The organism is Clostridium sp. D5 (assembly GCF_000190355.1).
Classification (GTDB): Bacteria; Bacillota; Clostridia; order Lachnospirales; family Lachnospiraceae; genus Faecalicatena; species Faecalicatena fissicatena_A.
Genome location: NZ_GL870811.1, coordinates 328,710 through 350,196, shown reverse-complemented (window position 1 = coordinate 350,196; position 21,487 = coordinate 328,710). Strand labels below are relative to the sequence as shown.

At 47.5% G+C, this 21,487-nt stretch carries 19 protein-coding genes; 3 read left to right on the top strand and 16 right to left on the bottom strand.

All coding sequences use genetic code 11. The features are described 5' to 3' along the window. From HMPREF0240_RS24810 to HMPREF0240_RS09835, 6 genes are all read right to left on the bottom strand, one after another. A partial coding sequence (locus HMPREF0240_RS24810; protein ID WP_207636757.1) for a hypothetical protein occupies window positions 1–263 on the bottom strand: 263 nt, incomplete at its 3' end. A gap of 679 nt (window positions 264–942) precedes the next feature. Further along, window positions 943–4,146 carry a carbamoyl-phosphate synthase large subunit gene (carB, locus tag HMPREF0240_RS09855; protein WP_009003296.1) on the bottom strand — a complete coding sequence of 1,068 codons (3,204 nt, stop codon included), beginning with the start codon at window positions 4,144–4,146 and terminating at the stop codon, window positions 943–945. Beyond that, window positions 4,146–5,216, bottom strand: a complete 1,071-nt coding sequence (locus HMPREF0240_RS09850; RefSeq protein ID WP_035312994.1) for a carbamoyl phosphate synthase small subunit — start codon at window positions 5,214–5,216, stop codon at window positions 4,146–4,148. Before HMPREF0240_RS09850 ends, carB begins: the two co-directional genes overlap by 1 nt. 219 nt (window positions 5,217–5,435) lie before the next feature. Further along, window positions 5,436–6,662 carry a transglutaminase domain-containing protein gene (locus tag HMPREF0240_RS09845; protein ID WP_009003294.1) on the bottom strand — a complete coding sequence of 409 codons (1,227 nt, stop codon included), beginning with the start codon at window positions 6,660–6,662 and terminating at the stop codon, window positions 5,436–5,438. 101 nt (window positions 6,663–6,763) lie between these two features. Then, complete coding sequence (gene fucO, locus HMPREF0240_RS09840) at window positions 6,764–7,912, bottom strand: lactaldehyde reductase (RefSeq protein ID WP_009003293.1); 1,149 nt, start codon at window positions 7,910–7,912, stop codon at window positions 6,764–6,766. A gap of 182 nt (window positions 7,913–8,094) precedes the next feature. Beyond that, complete coding sequence (locus HMPREF0240_RS09835; protein WP_009003292.1) at window positions 8,095–8,652, bottom strand: TetR/AcrR family transcriptional regulator C-terminal domain-containing protein; 558 nt, start codon at window positions 8,650–8,652, stop codon at window positions 8,095–8,097. A 447-nt stretch (window positions 8,653–9,099) separates the two neighbouring features. On the opposite strand from HMPREF0240_RS09835, the gene HMPREF0240_RS24300 reads away from it, so the two are divergent. After that, entirely contained in the window at window positions 9,100–9,240 is a 141-nt protein-coding gene (locus tag HMPREF0240_RS24300; protein WP_157134235.1) for a hypothetical protein, read from the top strand. Window positions 9,241–9,711: 471 nt separating this feature from the next. Here the strand turns inward: HMPREF0240_RS24300 and HMPREF0240_RS09830 are convergent, their stop codons facing one another. The 10 genes from HMPREF0240_RS09830 to HMPREF0240_RS09785 all read right to left on the bottom strand — a co-directional run bounded on the left by HMPREF0240_RS09830 (window position 9,712) and on the right by HMPREF0240_RS09785 (window position 18,964). Continuing rightward, window positions 9,712–10,974 (bottom strand): peptidoglycan-binding protein, encoded by a 1,263-nt coding sequence (locus tag HMPREF0240_RS09830; protein ID WP_009003290.1) that lies wholly within the window; start codon window positions 10,972–10,974, stop codon window positions 9,712–9,714. Window positions 10,975–11,176: 202 nt separating this feature from the next. Beyond that, entirely contained in the window at window positions 11,177–12,211 is a 1,035-nt protein-coding gene (gene rseP / locus HMPREF0240_RS09825) for an RIP metalloprotease RseP (protein WP_009003289.1), read from the bottom strand. Between the two features lie 3 nt (window positions 12,212–12,214). Further along, entirely contained in the window at window positions 12,215–13,357 is a 1,143-nt protein-coding gene (gene dxr / locus HMPREF0240_RS09820) for a 1-deoxy-D-xylulose-5-phosphate reductoisomerase (protein ID WP_009003288.1), read from the bottom strand. Between the two features lie 27 nt (window positions 13,358–13,384). Then, complete coding sequence (locus HMPREF0240_RS09815) at window positions 13,385–14,194, bottom strand: phosphatidate cytidylyltransferase (protein ID WP_009003287.1); 810 nt, start codon at window positions 14,192–14,194, stop codon at window positions 13,385–13,387. Further along, a complete protein-coding gene (locus tag HMPREF0240_RS09810; protein WP_009003286.1) occupies window positions 14,187–14,903 on the bottom strand; it encodes an isoprenyl transferase in 717 nt (238 codons plus the stop codon). The genes HMPREF0240_RS09815 and HMPREF0240_RS09810 overlap by 8 nt, the downstream gene beginning before the upstream one ends. Before the next feature lie 99 nt (window positions 14,904–15,002). Then, complete coding sequence (gene frr, locus HMPREF0240_RS09805) at window positions 15,003–15,554, bottom strand: ribosome recycling factor (RefSeq protein WP_009003285.1); 552 nt, start codon at window positions 15,552–15,554, stop codon at window positions 15,003–15,005. A 14-nt stretch (window positions 15,555–15,568) separates the two neighbouring features. Further along, window positions 15,569–16,264 carry a UMP kinase gene (pyrH, locus tag HMPREF0240_RS09800; RefSeq protein ID WP_035312886.1) on the bottom strand — a complete coding sequence of 232 codons (696 nt, stop codon included), beginning with the start codon at window positions 16,262–16,264 and terminating at the stop codon, window positions 15,569–15,571. 33 nt (window positions 16,265–16,297) lie between these two features. After that, entirely contained in the window at window positions 16,298–17,869 is a 1,572-nt protein-coding gene (locus tag HMPREF0240_RS09795; protein ID WP_009003283.1) for a ClC family H(+)/Cl(-) exchange transporter, read from the bottom strand. 58 nt (window positions 17,870–17,927) lie between these two features. After that, window positions 17,928–18,605 (bottom strand): LrgB family protein, encoded by a 678-nt coding sequence (locus tag HMPREF0240_RS09790; protein WP_009003282.1) that lies wholly within the window; start codon window positions 18,603–18,605, stop codon window positions 17,928–17,930. Continuing rightward, window positions 18,605–18,964, bottom strand: a complete 360-nt coding sequence (locus HMPREF0240_RS09785) for a CidA/LrgA family protein (protein WP_009003281.1) — start codon at window positions 18,962–18,964, stop codon at window positions 18,605–18,607. The genes HMPREF0240_RS09790 and HMPREF0240_RS09785 overlap by 1 nt, the downstream gene beginning before the upstream one ends. A gap of 375 nt (window positions 18,965–19,339) precedes the next feature. Here HMPREF0240_RS09785 and aroF point away from each other — a divergent pair, with 375 nt between their 5' ends. Together aroF and aroB are read left to right on the top strand one after the other, a co-directional pair. Next, window positions 19,340–20,353, top strand: coding sequence for a 3-deoxy-7-phosphoheptulonate synthase (gene aroF / locus HMPREF0240_RS09780; protein WP_035312884.1), 1,014 nt, complete (start codon window positions 19,340–19,342; stop codon window positions 20,351–20,353). 77 nt (window positions 20,354–20,430) lie between these two features. After that, window positions 20,431–21,486, top strand: coding sequence for a 3-dehydroquinate synthase (aroB, locus tag HMPREF0240_RS09775; RefSeq protein WP_009003279.1), 1,056 nt, complete (start codon window positions 20,431–20,433; stop codon window positions 21,484–21,486). Window position 21,487 lies beyond the last annotated feature (1 nt).

Genomic DNA, 21,487 nt, shown 5'->3' with positions numbered 1-21,487 from the left:
CTGCTGGTGAAATGTCCTGACACTGCGCGAAGAAGCTGTAGAAGAAAGCGGAAGTAAAATGAAGGTACATGCCGCATTTGGCCCGAATGCCGATGCATTCGCGCCGCAGGCGGCATCAAAATTTGCCTGGTAAGGCAAATTTTGCCCTTCATTTTACTTCCGCTTTCTTCAACAGCTTCTAACGCTCGCTTTATGGACTTTTCACCAGCAGACATTGCCCCGTCAGGCACCGGACACGCCTTGTCATTCGCTGGTGCATCCAATCGGTAGTTAAGAGCTCCTTCCCCGGATAGGCCCTGAACCGGGGGCAGCGGATGTTGACTGGCTGCGCGTAGCCGTTCATCTGCAAGAAGAGAAACTTGAAAAACTGTATACTCGAATTCTTACGAAATTTTACTTATTTACCAGCCATCTGTCTTTCCTGCTGTTCTTTTTGGAAAAGTTTTATAGTTTTAGTCTTAGTGATAAACCTTATAAATCCATTATGTATACAATTCAACTTCACTGGCACAAGATGCATGATACGCATCTCCAGTCAATATCCGCTGCACCGGTGGGGATCCCAACCGGGAAACGGGTTCTTTCCAGCCGACCGGATGAACCAGCCAGGCGGACTGTAAGCGGCAGGCCTTCCTGCCTGTATGGTCGGTTTAAAACTCCTTAAAGCGGACGACTAGAAGTACTTATAGAGCCAGAGGCACCCTGAAGGGATGAAACTTGATTTCCGAAATCAAGTTTCAATCCGGCCTGTGACGAAAAAATATCAATTTTTTCGTCGCATGCCGGATGTGCCCTTCAGGGTGCCTCTGGCTCTATTAGTACTTCTTCGTCAAGCGTCCGGAATTTTAAACCGACCATACAGGCAGGAAGACCTGCCGCTTACAGTCCGCCTGGCGTCCCCTCATCCGCTCACGAGACTAAAGCTCATTCCCCAAATCCCTTTTACTGGACTGTAGAAATATCGATTAGGGTGAGTTTTTGTATGTCTGTGTTTTCCAGGCTTGTGATCAGCGCCTGTGCCGTATCCATGGAGGTCAGCACATTCACGCCCGTCTCTATTGCATTTCTCCGGATGATAAATCCATCTCTGGAATGGTCTGCTCCCTGTGCAGGAATATCGATGACCAGATCGATCTCGTGGCCCAGGATCAAGTCCAGGAGGTTTGGTGATTCCTGCTCGATCTTGCGGACTGGAATTGCCTTTACGCCTGCCTCGTTCAGTGCCCTGGCGGTGCCGGATGTGGCGAAGATACGATAGCCTATGGCGGCAAATCTTCTTCCGATCTCCACTGCATCCTGATGATCTTCATCGCGGACGGTCATGATCATGTTTTTAAACTTGGGCAGCTTAATACCTGCCCCGATGAATGCTTTGTAGAGTGCCTCTCCAAATGTCTTTGCGATTCCCAGGCATTCTCCGGTGGACTTCATCTCTGGTCCAAGGCTGATGTCTGCACCACGGATTTTTTCAAAGGAGAATACCGGCATTTTAATGGCAATGTACTCTGCTTCCTTCTGAAGACCCGGTGTGTAGCCCAGTTCTCTGATCTTGCCGCCGATGATTACTTTTGTTGCCAGCGGGACAATCGGGATTCCTGTTACCTTGCTGATATATGGTACGGTACGGCTGGAACGTGGATTTACTTCGATTACATATACATCCTCATCTCCGCATACGATGAACTGAATGTTAATCAGTCCGATGACTTGGAGCGATTTTGCGAGTCTTCTTGTATACTCGGCAATTTTATCTTTTGCCGCTTCGCTCAGGCTCTGCGCCGGATATACGGAAATACTGTCTCCGGAGTGGATTCCTGCGCGCTCTATATGCTCCATGATTCCGGGAATCAGTATGTCTTCCCCGTCGCACACGGCGTCTACCTCGATCTCTTTGCCCTGAAGATATTTATCCACAAGGATCGGGTGATCCTGTGCAATTCTGTTGATGATACCGATAAATTCATCGATGTCGTGATCGTTGATGGCAATCTGCATTCCCTGCCCGCCCAGTACGTAGGAAGGTCTGACGAGAACCGGATAGCCAAGTCTGTTTGCCACTTCTTTTGCCTCTTCTGCGGTAAATACAGTTCCGCCTGTCGGACGCGGGATCTGACACTCTTCCAGGATCTCATCGAACAGCTCACGGTCCTCCGCCTTGTCTACATTCTCGGCGGATGTTCCCAGGATCGGCACGCCCATCTTCATCAGGCTTTCCGTCAGTTTGATGGCCGTCTGGCCGCCGAACTGTACCACGGCTCCATCCGGTTTTTCCAGATCCACAATGCTCTTTACGTCCTCCGGGGTCAGCGGCTCAAAATACAGCTTGTCTGCAATATCAAAGTCTGTGCTGACTGTCTCTGGATTGTTGTTTACAATGATTGTCTCATAGCCTTCTTTTGAGAAAGCCCATGTACAGTGTACGGAACAGAAGTCGAATTCAATTCCCTGGCCGATACGGATCGGGCCGGAACCAAGTACAAGTACTTTCTTGCGGCCATGCGTCTCTTCCACTTCATTTTCTCTTCCATATACAGAATAGTAATACGGAGTCGCAGCAGCAAATTCTGCCGCACAGGTATCTACCATCTTATAAGCCGCAACAATGCCGTTTGCATGGCGCATGTCGTGGATTTCCTCTTCGCTTTTGCCGGTCAGGGCTGCGATCACATTATCCGGGAATTCGATTCTCTTCGCTTCCTTCAGAAGTTCCGGTGTGAGTTCCTCTGTCTTCAGCGCCTGCTCCATCTCTACAAGGATAGCCAGTTTGTCGATAAACCAGTGATCGATCTTCGTAATCTCATGAATATGGTCATAGGTCATGTTTCTGCGGATCGCCTCTGCAATCCTCCAGATACGCATGTCATCCACAAGGGCAAGCTTCTCTGTCAGCTCCTCGTCTGAAAGCTCTGTGAAGTCATAGGACATCAGACTGTCTACATGCTGCTCCAGGGAGCGGATTGCTTTCATCAGGGCACCCTCGAAGTTGTCGCAGATACTCATGACTTCACCGGTCGCCTTCATCTGCGTCGTCAGTGTTCTCTTGGCGCTGATGAATTTATCGAACGGAAGCCTTGGAATCTTTACGACGCAGTAATCCAGCATTGGCTCGAAACTCGCATAGGTCTTTCCGGTAATGGCGTTTTTGATCTCATCCAGCGTATATCCCAATGCGATCTTCGCCGCTACTTTCGCAATCGGATAGCCAGTCGCCTTGGATGCCAGGGCCGATGAACGGCTGACACGGGGATTCACCTCAATAACACAATATTCAAAGCTCACCGGATTGAGGGCATACTGTACATTACATCCTCCCGTGATATTCAGTTCGCTGATGATATTCAGGGCGGATGTTCGCAGCATCTGATACTCTTTATCTCCCAGTGTCTGTGACGGGGCAACAACAATGCTGTCGCCTGTATGCACTCCAACAGGGTCAATATTTTCCATGTTGCAGACTGTAATACAGTTCCCGTTGGAATCGCGCATCACTTCATACTCGATTTCCTTCCAGCCTGCGATGCAGCGCTCTACCAGAACCTGTCCCACACGGGAAAGGCGCAGGCCGTTTTCCAGGATTTCAACCAGCTGTTCGGAATTCTGGGCGATACCGCCGCCGCTTCCTCCCAGTGTGTATGCGGGACGCAGTACAACCGGATAGCCTATTTCATTGGCAAATGCAAGGCCGTCTGCCACATTTTCCACAACAAGAGAAGCGGCCACCGGCTCACCGATCTTTTCCATCGTAGCCTTGAATTCCAGGCGGTCCTCGGCCTTGCGGATTGTCTCGGAAGTGGTTCCGATCAGGCGCACATCATTGTTCTTTAAGAATCCTGCCTCCTCCAGCTCCATCGCCAGGTTCAGGCCGGCCTGTCCACCCAGGGTTGGGAGCACACTGTCAGGCTGTTCCTTTCGGATCAGCTGTTCCACAACTTCTACAGTCAGAGGTTCAATATATACTTTATCGGCAATATCTTTGTCGGTCATGATCGTTGCAGGGTTGGAGTTCAGAAGCACAACCTCAATCCCTTCTTCTTTCAGGGAACGGCACGCCTGTGTCCCCGCATAATCAAACTCCGCCGCCTGCCCGATGATGATTGGGCCGGAACCGATGACCAATACTTTTTTAATACTGTTATCCTTTGGCATTATTTCGCTCCTCCCATCATTTCCATAAATCTGTCAAACAGGTAACCTGAATCCTGCGGTCCCGGGCATGCTTCCGGATGGAACTGCACGGTAAAGATGTTTTTCCCCCTGTACTCCAGGCCTTCGTTCGTCTCATCATTGACATTAACAAATGCAGGTACTGCAATCTCCTGATTTACACTTTCATCATCCACTACGTAGCCGTGATTCTGTGAAGAAATGTACACTTTTCCCGTCTTCAGGTCCTTGACCGGATGATTGCCGCCGCGGTGCCCGTACTTCAGCTTATGCGTGGTCGCACCAGTAGCAAGAGCCATCAGTTGATGTCCCAGACAAATAGCAAAAACAGGTATGTCAGTTTGGTATAATTTTTTGATTTCTTCGATAATAGAAGTGCAGTCTGCAGGGTCACCAGGGCCGTTAGAAAGCATGATTCCGTCAGGATTTGCTGAAATGATTTCGTCTGCAGTTGTGTGGGCCGGATAAACAGTCACTTCGCAACCACGTTTGTTTAAAGAGCTGGCAATATTATTTTTCGCGCCCAGATCGAGGAGTGCCACTTTTTTTCCGCTTCCTTCCAGTACATACTTCTCGCTGCATGTCACTTTGGAAACAACATCCCCCACTCTGTAGGCCTTTAGTTTTGGAAGAATCTCTTCCAGATTGTAATTCTCATCCGTGGTGATCATACCATTCATGGTGCCTTTTTCCCTTAATATTTTAGTAAGGGCACGGGTATCCACATCGGCGATCCCCGGAATATCCTGCTTTTCCAGGAAATCCTGTATCGTTCCTTCACACCTGAAATTGCTTGGCAGTCTGGACAGTTCCCTCACGATGTATCCATCCGGCCATGCTTTCTTTGACTCCATGTCAGGTGTTATTCCGTAATTCCCAATCAACGGGTATGTCATAACAACGGCCTGTCCCGCATAAGAAGGGTCAGTCAATACTTCCAAATACCCTGTCATGGAGGTATTAAATACGATTTCACTTATCATCTCTCTTTTCGAACCAATGCTTTTCCCTGTAAACACGGTTCCGTCTTCCAATATCAGAAACGCTTTCATCTGTTCACCTATTCCCTTCATTGTACCCCGCAGCTTACTGCACTGCAGATTTGATGCCCGGCAGCCTGCTGCGGGGTCTTTGGCTTTGCATGACAAAGGCACTCTTGGAGTCTTTCATTCCAGAGCGCCCTCGTTCTCAAATTGTAAAGATTATACTACATTTGAAAACAGATTTCAACAAAATTTTTAAACAACATTCTGTAACAATTTACCGAATATTTATTGATAGTTCCAGAAAATCGTGATCTTGTTCATCGTTTCATCCTCTATATAGGTGTACTGCACTGACTCCAGCCCATAATGTTCCAGCAGATTCTGGGCCGCTCTCTGCACCAGATCGTTCAGCACACTGTCATGTGCCTGCTGATAGAGTGTATCATTTGCAAACTTGCATGTAAAAGATGCCGCCTTGCTGTAAATCGTATCGTTCATGTTTTTCAGCAGCTGGTCCGGCTGAAAGTCCTCGTAATACATGCCGTTTAGTTTATAATAATTCAGATCCATGGAACTGCACGGCGGATAGCTGACCGTTGTATCCATGGTATGATTTTTCATGATCTCCGCGTCGCTGCAGCAGAGATAATCGTAGTTGATACTTTTTTCCGGCAGATTTTCCCCGCTCTCTGTCTCCAGGAATACAGGGTCTCCGAAGGTTACATCCATTTGATAGTATTGCCCGTCACATTTGACGATATTCCATGCATGTGCCCCCTGTCCCGGAATCGTACCGGTTACGTAAATACATTCAATCCTCGCCTTCTGCAGAAGATACTGTGCACTCCGGGAATATCCCGCACACACGGATGCTTTTCCCGCCAGAGCACTGTAAATGTTCTGATTATCAGGGGCCTCCATATTATAGTCTACTGTATTTACCAGATATTCAAAAATATACTTTATCTTATCATACTCCGACGTGTTCCCGTTAATCCCCGAAAAGCATTCGGCCACTGCGGTATCGATCTGGGACTGCTTCTGTTCCTTCTCTTCCAGCGTGCATGTGTAAACCGGCTGTACTTCCGAGTAATCCGCATAGCTGGTCACCTGCATCTCCCCCGTACACCAGAAAAGCTCCGGCCTGTCGCTGAAAATAAACTGACATACTTTCTTGAGTTTCTCTACATCTGGTGAATGCATGTAGACCGTTTCTGAGAAATCCGTCATCCCCTGATACAGCTCTTTATACAGATTCTGTTCCTCCTCGGGCAGCTGCTGATAATAGTAGCCCTGTGCCACATCATCCTCCGGAATTCTGACCTCCTCGAAGGGAACGCTTGTCGTCTTTTCCACATTGATCTTTACTGTCTCGATAACCTCTTTTGTAGACGCAAAAAGGCCTGGGAGCCGCTTAAAAGCCGCTGCCCCCAAACCCGAAAAAATGCACACTATAATAAAGATCCCGGCCACGACCGGCCATTTTTTTCTTTTATTCCTTCTTCTCGCCATATTTCTTCCCCGTTCTGCTGCTTCCCGATGCCTTTGCGGGTACAATGCTGCCGCCCTTATTCAAAATGCACAGGGACCCACCGGTATGGCGGGAAAGCTGCCTACAGAAGAGATCTGAACAAAGCCGCAATGTCCTCTACGGAAGTCTCCTTCGGATTGCCCGGCCTGCAGGCATCTGCATAAGCGGATTCAGACAAAAACTCAATGTCCTCCTCTTTCGCAATACCTTTAAGATCTGCCGGGATTCCGACATCTGCGGAGAGCTTCTTTACTGCATCCACTGCCGCCCTGCGATACTCTTCCTGTGTCATATTATCGGTTCCTTCCACACCCATGGCTTTTGCAATCTCTCTGTACTTTTCTCCTGTTGCATCTGCATTATATTCCATCACTGTTGGCAGGAGAATCGCATTTGCCACACCATGAGGTGTGTCATAAAGCGCACCGAGTGTATGTGCCATAGAATGCACGATTCCCAGACCTACATTGGAGAATCCCATCCCTGCCACGTACTGTCCCAGCGCCATGTCCGCTCTTCCCTCCGGCGTATTGTCAACTGCGCCTCTCAGAGAGCGTGCAATAATCTCAATAGATTTTAAATGGAACATATCTGATAGTTCCCATGCTCCGGCTGTAATATACCCTTCAATTGCATGTGTCAGTGCATCCATGCCCGTAGATGCGGTCAGCCCTTTCGGCATACTGGACATCATATCCGGGTCAATCACTGCCACGATGGGAATATCGTGGGGGTCAACACATACAAACTTTCTGTTCTTTTCTACATCTGTAATCACATAGTTAATTGTAACTTCCGCTGCCGTACCCGCTGTCGTAGGAACTGCAATTATCGGCACACATTTGTTTTTCGTGGGTGCCGTTCCCTCCAGGCTCCTGACGTCTTCGAATTCTGGATTGGTAATAATAATACCAACAGCCTTTGCAGTATCCATGGAAGAACCGCCGCCGATCGCGATGATATAATCTGCGCTTGATGCCCGGAAGCTGGCTACGCCCGTCTGCACATTCTGAATCGTCGGATTTGGCTTAATATCTGAATATAATTCGTATGCCAATCCATTTTTCTCCAGCACATCCAGTACCTTCTGTGTAACCCCGAACTTAACCAGATCAGGATCGGAACACACAAATGCCTTCTGAAATCCTCTTGCCTGAACTTCCGCTGCAATATCATTCACTGCCCCTGCTCCGTGATAAGATGTTTCATTCAAAATAAATCTGTTTGACATAGCTCATTTCTCCTTTACATTTTGTAGATTGTCTTGTGACATCATTGATTGTTATAATTATAACAACCCTGGGCACACAGGGACAAGTTACAAAATGGCGGCTATGTAACATTTATCGTAACTGTTTATAATTCTGAACAGCTCTCATTCATTTTATCACATCGAAAATCATTTCTCCATCCTTATTCGGGCTGCAATTCAGACAGCAAATCCTCCAGTGGCTGCGGGAGCGCCTGTATGAGCAGATCTGCCATCTTTTCCGGAGACAGATCCATGTTTCTTCTGGCCCACCGTGCGGTCATATATATGGAGCCCCTGCAGTACATCTCAAGCAGAAACCGGATATCCTCATCCAGCGGTTTTTTCGTCTTCTTTTCTATGATATTCGTATAAAACTGCAATATGCATTCATAGTCATAAGCGACAATGGAATTGTAATCTTCAGACTGGAAGGCCGCCGCAAAGAATACCTGTTCATTCTTAATAAACTGAAACTTTTTCTCAAGCCCCTCCCGCAGAGTCAGGCTGACTCCCATCTGCAGAAAAGACTTTTCCGCCAGGCGTTCAAAATGCCAGTTCACCAGATCATATTTATCCATAAAACACCGGTAAAATGTCTGCCGTGTCATACCGCTTTTCTCCACAATCTCTTTCACAGTAATCTTGTCCAGCGGCTTGACCCTCATAAGCCCTGTCATAGCTGCCACAAATTTTTGCTTTGTCCTATCCCCGTTCTCCATGCTGATCACCTCAATAAAATTATAATTTAGGTTCCCTCAAACTTCAAGGCTGTTCTTCATAAAACCCCCTGTCCAGGGAAGGAATGTATATTATGATCTAGGTTTGTTTTTTCTCTCCATCACACAAAACTCTCATCCTTAACAACTTTTTGATTTCCACATTCCTTATTTTATGGTATGATAGCAAAAAGGAGTGATACAAATGATGCATGTATTTTATTGTATAAAATGCAAAAGATACCATTATACTAACAATCAATCACACGCCCTCTGCTGTGGACAGGCTATGTATTTTGTAGATGTAGATTTCACAGAATTTGTCCGAATGAATCGTGAGGAGCGCGTAAACTTCCTACAGCTTTATTCTCTAGCAGAATAGAGCTGTATTTGTGTATAATTCCATCGTTTTTGCACACACTATTCAAAAAAGTGCAAGGAGGTTGTACCATGAGAGAGATCAAAATGCCCTCAAAGACAACAGAGGCAAATGTATACGATGACGATAATATACCCGAAATCGATCTGCCGGGGAAATCAAGCCTGGAAAATATCATACCCGATGAGGTTCCGGGGCGTGAAGGGGAGTAGGCTAGGGGGTCGCTAAGTGAAACAGGGGGCGGGAATCCTCCGGGGCGGGGTATGGTGTTTCTGGACACTTTCCGTTTGCTTAGAATCCGTAACAGAAAAAAAGAGGCAGCTGATGGAACAGCCGTATTTGGCGTGAAATTCTGATGAATTTCACACCGCAGACGGCTTTAGGATTTGATGTGAGACATCAAATCCTATCCATCAGCTGCCTCTTTTTTTCTGTAACGGCTTCTAGCGCGCGCTCTACGTGTCCAGAAACACCACACCCCGCCCCGGAGGATTCCCGCCCCCTGTTTCACTTAGCTGAGCGCACCCGGACGGATGGAAAGCATGGTTCACAGGAAGAGGCGGAACACGGGAGAAACGGATTGGGCTGGGTATGCGGACGGCGAATGGAAATTGTCGGAATCCCAACCGTATGAGTTAGTGCCTCCCGATCTGAATTACCCAGCCGCCGGAACCGCCCCTACCTCAACCCAATTCCGCGATTCGGGATACTCCTACGTAGATTTCAGATATTTTATACCATGTTTTATAGTCCACGGTCCCAGTCTGCGGCAGACCGAATACGGACTGGAATTTTTCTACGGAGGCTGCCGTAGCCGGGCCGTATATTCCGTCCGCGGCTATCTTGGGGATTGCAGGGTATGCTCCGGCTATGACGTTGATCTGTTCCTGTATTTGTCTGACCTTGTCTCCGCTGGCGCCAATATCCAGGATGTAGCCGGGCCAGGAAGACGGAACACCGGATATTTCCTGGGCGGTGTTGATATACATGTCATCGCCGTAATAATAGCGCAGGATCTCGATCGGCGTGTAGCCCTGATCCCCGAGTGATTTAGAACCCCACTGTGTCATCCAGTTTGGACAGGTTACCCTGCGTCCGTCACAGTATTGTGTCAGAATCGGCTGCCTTACATTTGGCCTGGACAGATAATCCGCAAACAACTCATCTACGATCACCGATATGGTGTCATAAAAATTTCTTTCCGGAATCCATTTGTGGTCAAATGCTGTGGAGGATGTGATTGTGAAATCGTAGCCCTTATTGCGGTACCACTCTGTGTATACACGATTCAGGGTAAAGGACATGATTGCCAGGACGTTTGCCCGGATCGTATCCGCAGGCCATGTGGCATAGATTTCGCTGGAAGCCACATTTTTGATGTAATCTTTGTACTTCACATAATAATTCTGTGCAGTAGTGTCCCGCGGTGAACCATCATGGACCACGATAAATTCAGGCACAACCACCCTGCTCAGTACGATTTCACCAGTCTCATTCAGCGGCTTTATCTCTTCCTCCGCTATCTTGGGCGGATATTCGTAGTACAATGTATGTGCCGGTATTACATATACCTGCTCGAGCTCACCAGTCACTCTCGGACGGAGTGCTACATTTTGAATCGCTCTTACATCGGGCAGTATCTCAGTTCCAGCAATACTCATGGGCTCAAATCCTGGCGCACTGATCTCCAGTGTGTATTCTGAATAGGGCTGGTACTCAATGGTTGGATTCAGGCTGTACTCCAGAGGCGGCGCATCCAGTTCCAGTACATCCGTCTGACCGGATGAATCTGTGCTTACCTGCTCCAGTGTGCTGTCCGGCACTCCGGTATAGGATATGGATATGGTTGCCCCTGTAACAGGAACTGCCGTAATCTCTGAAGTAACATTAATCTGCAGCTGCCCCTTGTCTACAGCACTATTTTGCATCGCTCTTAAAGAAGTCATATATTCCCTCGCAAAAAATTCATCTCTATTATATATATGCACCGGTGAGCAAAATGTGCCCGCATACCGGACGAAAATAAATCCAATAAGAAACAGCAAAGGGGTTTCTTCTTATATATAAAACAGGACGCCTCTTCGAAAACACATATCTTACGTATTTTCGAAGAGACCCCCTGTTTTATTCTTCCAAGTGTCTTCCAGCCTAAAAAATATTTCTTATATCGTTGAACAGAACCACAACCATCAGTACCATCAGCAGCGCAAACCCTGCAAAATGTACCATACCTTCCTTATCCGGTGCCACACGTTTCCGCCTTATGGCCTCAATGAACAGAAATACCAGTCTGCCGCCATCCAGTGCAGGAAGCGGAAGAAGGTTCATAACTCCCAGGTTAGCTGACAGCAGGATTGCAATGTTGATCAGATTCAGTATCACCGTTACCGTCCCCGATGGAGCTGCCTGCTTGTAGGTGTCATCCACAAAGTTCACGATCCCCACAGGCCCCGACATATCTTTTATTCCGATCTGACCGGTAACCAGCATCCTGAGGCAGTCAAATGTATAATTTACCCAGTATCTGAGCGTATACGCACCGTACTGGACCGATTCAACCAAACCGGCTTTTGTGTTGACAGCACTTCCGGTGATTCCCAGCCTTTGCATACTGTCCCCCTCAAGCCTCCGTGGTTCAATGGTTGCCGTATACTCCTGCCCGTCTCTTTCGTAAGTCACTTCAACCGAATCCGCATTACTGTTCATAAGATTAAAGAGACTGACCTCTTTCCAGAGATGAATGCTCTTACCATTCAGTTCAGTTATAACGTCGCCTTCCTGTATTCCCTGCTCTATGGCTGAATACCCCTTATCTACGCCCTGCACTACCGGTGCGTCATATCCAATCCATGCCACAAGGATGATGGAAAAGATCAAAGCCATTATGAAGTTGAACACCGGACCTGCCGCGATCACGGATATCCTTGCCCAGACAGACTTACTGTTAAAGCTGCCCTCCGACATATCATCCGCATCATCCTCCCCCATCATACATGCCCCGCCGAAAGGCAGGAGCTTTAGAGAAAACTTTGTCCCCCTGAATTCTTTTCCTATGATTGTAGGACCAAGTCCCAACGAAAATTCGTCCACGCGTATGCCATTTAATTTTGCCAGTGTAAAATGTCCCAGCTCATGAAAAATAATGACTGCGCTGAACAGAAGTATTGCTAAAATTATCCCCATATACTACCACCTGTTTTTTATAAATTCATATGTTGCCTGCTCCGTATTTAGTATCTCTTCTACTGTCGGATGTTCAATTATTTTATGATTCTCCATACATGCCTGAATGATTTCAGGAATCTGCAGGTAACGGATCTTCCTTTCCAAGAAAAGTGCAACGGCCTTTTCATTGGCTGCATTGAGTACTGTCGGAAGGGATCCCCCCTGCCTTCCGGCCTTGTATGCCAGTTTCAGACCATAGAATGTTTCCATATCCGGTTGTTCAAATGTGATTTGTGACAGTGTTCCAAAATCAAGCCTGGTGCCCGGTAAGTACCGCCTCTGCGGATAATACAGTGCGTATTGGATCGGCAGCTTCATATCCGGAGTGCCAAGCTCGGCGATAATGGCGCCATCCACGTACTCAACCATTGAATGAATGATACTCTGCGGCTGTACCACGACCTCCACCTGATCTACAGTCACATCAAAAAGCCATTTAGCTTCAATAACCTCCAGACCTTTATTCACCATTGTGGAGGAATCGATCGTAATCTTACGCCCCATCTCCCAGTTTGGATGCTTCAGTGCATCTTCAACCTGAATGTTCTCAAGCGCTGCCCTTGACCTGCCTCGAAACGGTCCGCCGGAAGCGGTCAGCAGAATCTTGTGAAGAGCCTTCCTCTGCCCGCCCTGCAGTGACTGGAATATAGCGCTGTGCTCGCTGTCCACTGGAAGGATGGACACCTGGTGTTCTCTGGCAAGCGGCATAATAATGTGCCCCGCTGTTACGAGAGTCTCTTTGTTAGCCAGTGCGATATCCTTTTTTGCACGGATCGCCTCAATCGTCGGCAGAATCCCGATCATCCCTACAATTGCCGTCACCAGAATCTCAGATTCAGGTTCCACCGCCACTTCCAGTATCCCTTCCATCCCTGCCGTAACTTTCACATCCAGGTCACGGATATTCTCTTTGAGTTCCTTTGCTTTTTCTTCCGACCAAACCGCTGCCAGCCTGGGATGAAATTCCCTGATCTGCTTTTCCAGGAGAGCTATGTTGCTGCCTGCGGCCAGTGCAGTTACTTCTATATCGCCGTTTTCACGCACGACTTCCAATGTCTGAGTCCCAATAGAACCAGTGGAGCCCAGTATTGCAATTTTCTTCATATGCAGTTCCTTCCTTTAACCAATCTCTTACAGAAGAACCGCCAGGTAATAAATGATCGGCGCCGTAAATATCACACTGTCGAATCTGTCAAGTATCCCGCCGTGTCCCGGTATCAGCTTTCCGTAATCCTTGATATTGTGATTCCGTTTAATTGCGGATGCAGCCAGATCCCCCACCTGTGAGATCGCGCCTCCTGCCGCACCAATGATCGCATGGCTGACGACGTCTGCTCCTGCATTCCCCCACTTGTTAATTGCAAGGGCATAAAGTACTCCCAGAAGCGCAGCGCCTGCTATTCCGCCGATTCCGCCCTCTACGGACTTCTTAGGACTCAGTTTGGGTGCCATCTTGTGTCTGCCGATCAGCATCCCCACACAATAAGCACAGGTATCACATCCCCAGGAACAGATGAATACAAGCCATACGGTAAACACCCCGCCCGGGAGGATACGCGTCTGATAAATATAGGACAGCATCACAGCCACATAAAACACACCGAAAAACGCTGCCAGTATCTGTTCTGTCCTGTACTTTGGAAACGAAAACACAAGCACTGCCATCATGCTGATTAAAAATGCCATGAACAGAAGCATAAACCAGTCTGTCTTTACTGGCAGGAGCGGTTTCATATAGATCAGCGCATAATACGCGGCGGCAAACAGATAGCCGCAGATTCCCGGAGCCTTGTCACGGATATCAAATACTCTGTAAAGTTCAGTCAGTCCAATCATACTGATGATGAATAACACTGCAAACAGTATGCTTCCGCCGGTAATCACTGTAAATAATGCAATGATTACTAATAGTATTCCACTGAGTAACCGTGTCTTAAACATCCTGTTCCTCCTTTACTCCGCCGTAACGTCTGTCTCTGCTATTATACTGCTCGACAGCTTTTACCAATTCCTCTTTTGTAAAATCCGGCCATAAAATGTCCGTAAAATAAAATTCTGTATAAGCCAGCTGCCAGAGAAGGTAATTCGAAAGTCTCTGCTCCCCGCTCGTCCGTATCAGTAGATCCGGATCCGGGATGCCATGTGTATCCAGATAGGATTCATAGAGTGATTCACTGATCTCCTCCACGCTGACCTTCTGATCCACACAATCCTGTGTCAGACTCTTTACTGCTCTTATCATCTCGTCACGGCTGCCGTAATTGATGGCTATGGTAAAGTTGAGGCCGTTATTGTCCTTACTGGCCTCTTCCAGTTCTCTTATCCTGTTCTTAATATCTTCATCCAACGCTTTTATATCCCCGATTACACGGATTTTCATATCATTTTTCTCAGCAGTCTTCAGACAGGTCTTCATGTAATTGCGGAGCAGCTTCATCAGCGCATCTACTTCACTCTTCGGGCGGTTCCAGTTTTCCGTGGAAAATGCATACACGGTCAGGTATTTTATTCCCATCCGCCATGCTTCCTCACAGATCCTTTCCACGTTCTTGCTTCCCTGTGCATGTCCGTAATTTCTTGGCATTCCTTTTGACTTTGCCCACCGGCCGTTACCGTCCAGTATGATTGCCACATGCTGTGGTACGTTCATTTATATATCCTCCTAAAACCAGCAATTTTATCTGCCTGCCCAATATGAGCAAAAGAGAGGCTGTATGATACGAGCCCCTCTTGTTATAAAACCTACCCGTTAAACTGTAAGCACTTCTTTGGATTTAGTCTCCACACAGCCGTCTACTTTTGCAATGAATTTATCTGTCATCTTCTGAAGGGATTCTTCCAGATCCTTGATGCCATCCTCGGAAATCTCCCCGCCTTTGAGCTTTTTAAAAGCTTCGTTGCCGTCACGACGGATATTGCGGACTGCTACTTTGGCCGCCTCGCCTTTTTTCTTAACGTCCTTCACCAGTTCTTTTCTGCGCTCTTCCGTCAGTTCTGGGAAAACCAGTCTGATGGTATTGCCGTCATTGGTTGGATTGATGCCGATGTCTGACATATTGATGGCCTTCTCGATCTCTTTGAGCAGGCTCTTTTCCCACGGCTGAATCTGGATCATGCGCGCCTCAGGTACGGAAACGTTAGCCACCTGCTGGATTGGTGTAGGTGTTCCATAATAATCTACACTCAGCCTGTCCAGTACATGCGGATTGGCACGTCCGGCTCTGATTGTTGCCAGTTCACTATTCAGGTTTTCCACTGTCTTTGTCATCTTCTCTTCATAAACTTTTAATTTTTCATCCATGTCAATTATCCTCCCTATACTGTTACTTTTGTTCCGGTAAATGTCCCACTCATAGTCTCTACGATACTGTTCTCTTCATTCAGCCCGAATACAAGCATCGGCATCTTATTCTCCATACAGAGAATGGATGCTGTCAAATCAACCGCTGCAAGTTTCTGGTCAATGACATCCTGAATCGAAATCTCATCATACTTCTTTGCCTCCGGATTCACCTTCGGATCACTGTCATAAATTCCGTCGATCGCTTTTGCAAGAAGCATGGCATCTGCTTCTATCTCAATTGCACGCAGCACAGCTCCTGTATCCGTTGAAAAATACGGATGGCCCGTCCCTCCGGCAAAAAAGATAACCTTACCTTCTTCCAGGGCCGCCACAGCTGCATCCTTGGAAAATAATGTGGTAAATGCCCCACATACAAACGGGGTAAAGATCTCTGTCTTCATTCCCACATGTCTGAATATATCGGATACATAGATACAGTTCATAACCGTTGCCAGCATCCCGATCTGATCTGCCTTTGTCCGGTCTATTGTCTCGCTGGTGCGGCCCCTCCAGAAATTGCCTCCTCCGGTCACGACTGTGACCTGAATTCCTTCGTCCACAAGCTGTCTGACCTGTTTTGCCACACCAATGCAGGTAGCCTCGTCAAATCCAGTCTTCTTATCTCCTGCAAGTGCTTCACCACTCAGCTTTAACAATACTCTTTTCATACGTTTTAGCTCCTTCAAATTCTGTTGTTTACTCTAAAATGAAGTATAACATAACTTTTCCATTTTGTCATGCACATATCCGGCATCTCTTTCATCTGTCATGGTGGTCAGTGTATCCCCCGTCATCAGCATGGTCCTGCCCTTTGGAATCAGCTCTTTGCCGCCCCTTTCCAGGGCAACCAGCAGACAGTTGTCAGGCCATGTAATATCCTCCACTCTTTTTTCTTCCAGAACAGATCCGCTCATGATGACAAAGGTGCTCAGTACCTTCTGACCGGCGCTCTTAAGATTCTTGGTCTGATTTTTACCGTTACTTTTCAGGAGGCGGTCCAGCATGGTCTCGTAGATCGGCTCAGACTTCATCAGTGTGGCAACGATATAGGCCGTAACCGATACGATTGCAAGAGAAAGCATCTGGCTGACCGAACCGGACATTTCAAACAGAAGAATAATTCCGGTGATCGGCGCCCGTACAATGGCCGTGAAATACCCGGCCATGGCCAGCAGGACAAAGTTATTGATATACATCTCTTCCAGCCCGAAAAACCGGACTCCCGTCATGGCAAAGATGCCGCCGATCATGGCCCCCAGTATCAGCAGCGGAAAGAAGATACCGCCCGGTGCCCCTGATCCGAAGCTGACTGCGGAGAAAAGAAACTTTACAGCAAAGGTCAGGATAACAAGGCCAAGTGCCATTTCTCCTTCTGTAAGTGTAATGATCAGTTTATGGCCGCTGCCCAGTACAGAGGGCATCACAAGTCCCAGTACCCCTGCTGCAAGGAAAGCGATCATCAGCCGGGATGTCTCATTCAGAAACTTCGGTTTTTTATACAGTTCCTGGGCTTTCATCATCGCCCAGTTATAAAAAACTCCCATCAGGCCGCAGATGATTCCCAGAAGAATCAGCATCCAGTAATAATTCTGCGGAAGGTAATGTTCCAGCCGGAACTGGAAAACCGGGTCCAGGCCAAGAATATGGGAGGATATGTAATCCGCCGTCACGGAGGCTGTCATAACGGATATCAGAATGGACATGGAAAAGCCTTTGTGTATTTCCTCCAGCGCAAACATCATCCCTGCAAGAGGCGCGTGAAATGCCGCCGCAAGGCCTGCACTGGCCCCGCATGTCATGAGAAATCTTTCTTCTGTCTTCCCTCTGTCCAGCAGCCTGGACAGTCCCTGGCCTGTCATCGCTCCGAGCTGTATTGACGGGCCTTCTCTTCCCAGAGACAAACCGCCGAACATACAGAGGAAACCGCCGATGAATTTGGCCGGCAGTACCTTTTTCCAGTTCTGTGTCAGTTTGCCGGTCACTTCTCCCTCCACCTGCGGGATACCACTGCCTGATATCATGGGTACCCATTTTACAAGCTTTCCAACTGCATAAGCCATCAGAAGAAGGATGAGAAACCAGCCGGTGATCCGCAGGGGATTGCCCCGGACATATTCCAGTACAAGATCCAGCCATTTTCCTGCGTATGTCAGTGCTACCCGGTATAACAGCACCAGCAGCCCGCCCACCGCACCTACGAGAAGGCCTTCCCCGATCAGTATGACCGGAAAACGCTGCGCCCGTTTTATGGTATGTGAAGTATCCTTTTTCAATTTTTTCCCTCTTTTCCTCTCAGTCAGGTGCGCCCCACCGCACCTGCTTTAAAATACTTTAAATAAACATGGAGAACAGAACCGTTACTACTCCGCAGATTCCAATCGCCAGTCCGCTCATGGCCCCTTCCACTTCGCCGATCTCAATGGCTTTTGATGTTCCTACCGCATGGCTGCATGCACCGATGGCAAGGCCTGCTGCTACAGAATCCGATACTTTAAAAATCCGTATAAGCAGAGGCGCCGCAATGCTGCCCAGAATCCCGGTAAAGATCACTGCCACTACTGTGACGGGAACGACACCGCCGTGAGCCTGTGCAACACTGACTGCGATCGGTGTTGTGACCGATTTTGGGAGCATGGACATGGTCAGGCTCTGATCCAGTCCAAAGAGCCTGCACATTCCGTATACGCTGGCCATGGACGCGAGAGAACCTGCTATACATCCTACTATAATAGGAAGCCAGTATTTTTTCAAGATGGAAAGCTTCGTATATATAGATACTGCCAGGCATGCCGTTGCCGGAGCCAGGAACATATTTATGATTTCTCCCCCTTCATTATAAGAATCATATGGAATTTTGAAAGCGAGAAGTACTCCTATTATAAGTATAATAGCAATGATCAGCGGATTGCAGAGAGCCGATTTTGTTTTCTGCTGGATTTTGACCCCCGCGCCAAAGGCTATGACACTGAGTGCCACCCCAAAATAGGGAGATGTATACAGTGCTTCCATTATTTCGACCTCCGATCCAGCAGTTTCATTGTCAGCCTGACGCTGTATGCGGTCACTGCAAATGTGATGAATGTGGATACAACGCAGATAATGAGAAGCTGTACGGCGCTGCTTTTCAGAATGTCAAAATAGTTCATAATGCTCACACCTGCCGGCACGAAAAAAAAGGCCATATTTCCAAGGAGAAAATCCGACTTTTCCTGGATATGTTCTATTTTCAGCAGCCCGGTAAGCAGGCAGATGAATAAAAATATCATTCCTATGACGCTGGCCGGGAAGTCAAAGGGCAGAAATTCTGCGATCACCTGACTCAGCCAACAGACAGTGAAAATGATTCCTATTTGTTTAATAATTTTCATAATTCATCCCTCAATTCTTTTATGTTATTCTTATGCCGGCGTTCTTTTTATGAAATGTCCCTATTCATTCAGATAACCGCCTTAAACAGGCGTTAAGTAAGATGTTTGAAATATGTTCAGTGAATGATCGAACTCACTTCATGAGTAATCCGCCGGTCTGTACGGCTATATTCCAAAATACACCCCCTGGTTTCCGTTGTCAACGTCCGGGCCCGGGATTCGTTTATTGTTTCTTATTTAATACCCAAACTCTTCTACTATTTTCCTTAAACTTATTGACATTGCGCCCGGGATGTTTTATGATACTTATGTTTTCACACTTTAAACAGTTAAAATTTTACAGTGCGAAGTCATTGTAATTGGGAGGAAATAAACATGATTATTGTATTAAAACCGCATACTTCAGAAGTTAATATTGACCGGGTAGAAGGTCTTATCAAAAAACGCGGCCTGGACACACACATTGTCAGAGGACAGGAAATGACGATCATCGGCTGTATTGGAGATACTACAGCCATTGACCCCAAATTATTTGAAGTCGATGACTGTGTTGATAAAGTTATGCATGTACAGGAGCCTTACAAACTGGCAAACCGCGCATTCCACCCCGAAGATTCTGTTGTCGATGTCTCCGGCGTGAAGATCGGCGGCGATCATCTGGCGCTCATAGCAGGCCCATGCTCTGTAGAATCCTTTGAGCAGGTGATGGACATTGCCATATCAGCAAAAGCCTCCGGTGCCAACCTGCTGCGCGGCGGCGCATTTAAACCCCGCACAAGCCCCTACGCTTTCCAGGGACTCGGCATGGAGGGCCTGGATATTCTCTGTGAAGTCAAGAAGGAAACCGGGCTTCCAATTGTTACCGAATTGATGTCCCCTGAATACCTGGAGATTTTTAATGAGAAGGTCGACTTAATCCAGATCGGCGCCCGTAACATGCAGAACTTTGACCTGCTCAAGCAGCTCGGACAGCTGGACCGCCCGATTCTCTTAAAACGCGGCCTCAATGCTACATATGAGGAATGGATCATGTCCGCCGAATACATCATGGCTTCCGGCAATGAGAACGTCATTCTCTGTGAGCGCGGGATTCGCACCTTTGAGACGTACACAAGGAATACTCTCGATCTGCAGAGCATCCCTGTTCTGAAGAAAAAAACACATCTGCCGGTTATTGTAGATCCAAGCCATGCCGGCGGAAAATGGTGGCTTGTAGAGCCAATGGCAAAAGCTGCTGTCGCAGCAGGAGCAGACGGGTTAATGATTGAGGTTCATAATGATCCCGAGTCGGCATTATGTGATGGAGCTCAATCATTGAAGCCGAAAAAATATAATGATCTGCTGAAACAAATCAAACAAATTGCTCTCGTAGTTGGAAAAGAAGTCTAAAGTGCAAGGGGGTCAGCCCCCTCTGCAGAGGGGTCTGACCCCCTTGCACTCCATTCTGTCTTAAAAGGAGAAATCTCGTGGAATTAACAGTTAATTTAGGTAAAAACAGTTATCCTATATATATAGAATCCGGAATTCTGGCAAATGCCGAAACTTTTGTCTCAAAAGTATTTCATGGAAAACGCATCATGATTATTTCTGATGACAATGTTTTTCCAATTTACGGACAGAAGCTTATTGAAGCGCTTCCTTCTTATGAATGCCATATTCTTGTACTTCCGCATGGGGAGCTGACAAAGAATTTTCAGTCTCTTCCTCCGATTTATGCCGCAATGCTGGAAAGTAAAATTACCCGCAGCGATCTTGTTATTGCACTGGGCGGCGGCGTCATCGGCGATCTGGCCGGTTTTGCGGCGGCAAGCTATCTGAGGGGAATTAAACTTGTGCAGATACCCACCTCGCTTCTAGCTCAGGTGGATTCTTCTGTCGGAGGCAAGGTGGCAGTCGATCTCCCTCAGGGCAAGAATCTGGTCGGTGCATTTTTTCATCCCAGGCTGGTGCTGATAGACCCTGACGTACTGGATACACTTCCAGAACGGTATATCACGGACGGAATGGGAGAAGTGATCAAATACGGCTGCATTAAAGATGCTGCCCTTTTTGAGACTTTGAGCTCCTGCAGTTCTTTTGATGAATTGAAGGATCAGCTGACATCTATCATTTACCGCTGTGTCGACATCAAACGGATTGTAGTAGAGGCAGATCAATTTGATACTGGTGACCGTATGCTGCTGAATTTTGGCCATACTCTGGCACATACAATCGAACAATATTATCACTATGAGAGTGAAAGCCATGGCGAAGCCGTTTCCATCGGCATGTACCAGATCACAAAGCTCTCTGAAGAAGCAGGCCTGACGGCACCGGGCGAAGCAGAACGGATCGGCCGGGTACTGAAAGCTTATGGGCTTCCCTGTGAATGCGGGCTGCCTGTTTCATCACTGCTGGATGCTATTAAGCTGGATAAGAAAAATCTGGATAATCATCTGAATGTAATCCTTTTGCATGCCATCGGTGACAGCTACATATACCCTACAAACCTCGATTTTTTCAAAACGGCAGGAGTAATTTAAT